The organism is Clostridium sp., from assembly GCF_051656525.1.
In the GTDB taxonomy this organism is placed as follows: Bacteria; Bacillota; Clostridia; order Clostridiales; family Clostridiaceae; genus Clostridium.
The window spans coordinates 1-3,304 of the sequence record NZ_JBOGCC010000331.1; the positions used below are offsets into that span (position 1 = coordinate 1).

A 3,304-nucleotide genomic window follows, 5' to 3' on the forward strand; every position below is an offset into this window, starting at 1 on the left:
CTTGTTCTTGCTTCTTGAAGTATATTCATATTATTCTCTCCTTTCGTTTTGATATGTTTATTATACCATAGTTTGTCGAATATAGTCAATAATTATTTTACATTTTAACTATATCTTTAAAAAGATTACTACCTTACATAATCACCCACATGTAATGAATTTCACGCTGTAGAGTATAAAAATGTTGAAATATAGCGATTTATGTTGACAAATAATTAATATTGTGATATAATCTTAGTATAAACTACTAGCAAAGGTGGTGAAAACTATGAAAGGATTAATAACAGGAGAAGATGAAAAATGATGTTTATGGATTAAATGAAAAATTAATAGAAGTATTTGAATGGTACAAGGATATCAATGAAGAAAACTCAGAGTTAGATATAAGTTATGAAAATGCGTTTGAAGGTGACTATGGTGATTTTTACGAGTTGGATTTAGATTATGAGTTAAGTGAGAGAAATATATACTCTGATAACTGGCTTGATGATATAGATTACTCTAAGATAGAGTTAAATAGTAATAGGAGAGAAGAAGTTACACACAACTTCAGATTTAGTCCACAAAAAGTTGCAAAAATATTTAGATTTTATAATTGGAGAGATCCATATTCTAACGAAGAAATGGTAAATTATGTTGAAAATGGCCAATATGAAATAGACCTTAGAAACTATGTAGAATTAGACTGCAAACCAGGTAAGGACAATATACATACATCTACAATGTTAAGAAGTGTGTTTGATGAAAGGGTATATGACATTTGGGGAGATACTATAACTAGATCGGGTCAATATATTGCAGCAAAGGAAAATATGGTATTTAAATGTAATGAATGTGGAGGACAATTCATAAAAGAAGGAGTGGAAGTATACAGAGGTTCGGGATGTCCAAAATGTCATAAAAAATGGTCAAAGGGAGAGAAGGTTGTTGAAACAATACTTAAAAAACTAGATATAGAATATACAAAACAAGACAGTGATGGGTGTAAAAGTCCTACTACTGGTAGACCGCTACCATACGACTTTGTAATACCAAATAGAGGTTGTGTACTATATGTAGAAGTAAATGGTAAACAACATTATGAACCTGTTAACTATTTTGGAGGAGAAGAAAGTTTTAAAAAAATTGAATATAGAGATAATATTAAAAAATCATATGCAAATAAAAATGGAATATATGTAGAGTTAGATTATAGGGAGCATGATGTGAAGTTACTTCAACAAAGGATTGAAAATGGCTTGCTCCCACTATTAGATAGGGGTGATAAATAATGGCTGTTGCGAATGGACTTTTCAGAGGAGAGGTAGATGGTAAGACAATTACGGACTACTTGGGCAAAGTTAAATATGAGGTTGATGATTTCGAACAAAGAAAAAAAATAGTAGAGGGCATATTAAATTTAGACCATATAGGCTCAAAAGATGGTTTCTGGGTGGAAGTGTGGGATATGGGCATTTGTAAAACCGCATTAAATAAAGAAGATGCGTTATGGACAGATACAAATGTAGCCCAGGCACTCGAGAGTATGGGAACATACTTGATAACAAAGAGTGAGAATAAAAATAGATATAGTAGACCTAAAGAAGTTTCAATGTTCGAGGATTACTCAGGAGACTGTATAAAAAATGACAAGAACTATAGATTAGCTCCTCCAGATGATATTACAAGCAGTGATTATTCACCTAGAAAGATATTTAGCAAGGATTATAACTATTATAAGGATGTATTGTATCCAAAGTATATAGATAGAATTAAGTTAAAAGTATCAGAGGACATGAAAAATATATATGGATATCATGATGGCTCGTTTGATGACTTTTCTTGTGGCAGGTTGATGACCGAAGAAAAATGGAATAATTTAAGGCGATTGGAATTGCAAAAAGTTAAATTCTTACTAGATGCCAAACCTAATTTAGAAGAATTGAAAAGGCAAAATAAGATGATAAGAGAAGGTGGAGGAGCGCTTTATCTTAAAAGAGATGGCGATGATGTCATTAAAGCGATTGAAATATATAAATATGATTTTATAAATAGGACAATTCCATGCAATAGACAGCTTGAAAAAATGGGCATCAATAATATGGAAATAAAAGCAATAGAATATAAGCACTTGTATAAAAAAAGAACAAAAAACTGTGGTGTTGGAGTAAAACATGTTGTAAATACGCTTGGTGACACAAAGGGATATATGATAGATTGTAAGCTTGCTTATAATAATAGAGTATGTATAGATGCAGGAAAGATAAGTGCAAATAGAAATATATTAGATCATGTAGACTACACGAATCTAAAGCATATAGAAGCGATATTGTATATGCAAGGTGAAGACATAAGCTATGAGAATGATATGAGTATTATTGCATATGATATAACTAAAGCAATAAAAGAACTTAGAGATTGTGGGAAATTGGATGATAAAGATCTTTATATAATAGAAGGAATTAGACATAGGATTACACAAGAGCAAATAGCTAGTGAATTAGGAATAAATGAGCGTACAGTAAGAAGAAGAATAGGTGGAATTGTTGACAAAATAAAAAATTTTTGGTAAAATGTCCGGTTTACCGAAAATAAGGACAATGTATTATACGGGGGTTGAAAAAAAATTAATATTAAATAACACCTGTAAGTTAAGAGTGAGCAAGTATAATTATACCAATTAGGTTTATACAATGAGTGAGTACTATCTCACTCTTATTTTTTATTAAAATTTTAAAACACAATATAGGAGAGATTGAGAAAATGAAAACACAAGAAGTTGTACAAAGAGTTACTAAAATAATGAATGCCAAGAATATAGCTGCAAATCAAAAGACTACTAGAGAATTTTTAGATTCTTTAGAGGAAGTTGTTGATAACGCTATATTAAAAGGAGATTCAGTTGTTCTATTTGGAGTTAAGTTATCTACTAAGGAACAAAAAGGTAGAGAGGGAACTATACACTTAGGGAATAGAAAAGGTGAGGCTTATACGTCTCCTGATAAGATAGTGCCTGTGGCGAAGTATATGAAGTCTAAGAAGGACAAGTTAACTAAAGAGGTATAATATATCAAGTTGACTAAGCCAGCACGCTTAGGGGCGTTTTAAATGACTCTGAGTGGTATTGTGAGAGGGTGGCTTCCTCTCTTTAATATGAGCTGAGTGGCTCAAGTGGTAGAGCGCTTAAAAAAAGAAGAATACATACATTAGTGAGAGATTGCAAGTTCGAATCTTGCCTCAGCTCCCAGTAAATTTATGAGTAGATATCTCGTAGACAAAATCCTTCTTGAACTCGCACCAAGAGGTTAATAAATTGTGTGAGATT

General features: G+C 31.6%; 3 protein-coding genes and 1 pseudogene. All 4 read left to right on the plus strand.

Features of this window, described 5'->3' with window-relative positions:
* Positions 1-293 precede the first annotated feature (293 nt).
* A complete protein-coding gene (locus ACRDDY_RS16450; RefSeq protein WP_438566022.1) occupies positions 294-1,271 on the plus strand; it encodes a hypothetical protein in 978 nt (325 codons plus the stop codon).
* Positions 1,271-2,551 carry a hypothetical protein gene (locus tag ACRDDY_RS16455; protein WP_438566023.1) on the plus strand — a complete coding sequence of 427 codons (1,281 nt, stop codon included), beginning with the start codon at positions 1,271-1,273 and terminating at the stop codon, positions 2,549-2,551. The genes ACRDDY_RS16450 and ACRDDY_RS16455 overlap by 1 nt, the downstream gene beginning before the upstream one ends.
* 191 nt (positions 2,552-2,742) lie before the next feature.
* Positions 2,743-3,045 (plus strand): HU family DNA-binding protein, encoded by a 303-nt coding sequence (locus ACRDDY_RS16460; RefSeq protein ID WP_438566024.1) that lies wholly within the window; start codon positions 2,743-2,745, stop codon positions 3,043-3,045.
* 90 nt (positions 3,046-3,135) lie between these two features.
* A pseudogene (locus ACRDDY_RS16465) lies at positions 3,136-3,226 on the plus strand.
* Positions 3,227-3,304: the final 78 nt, after the last annotated feature.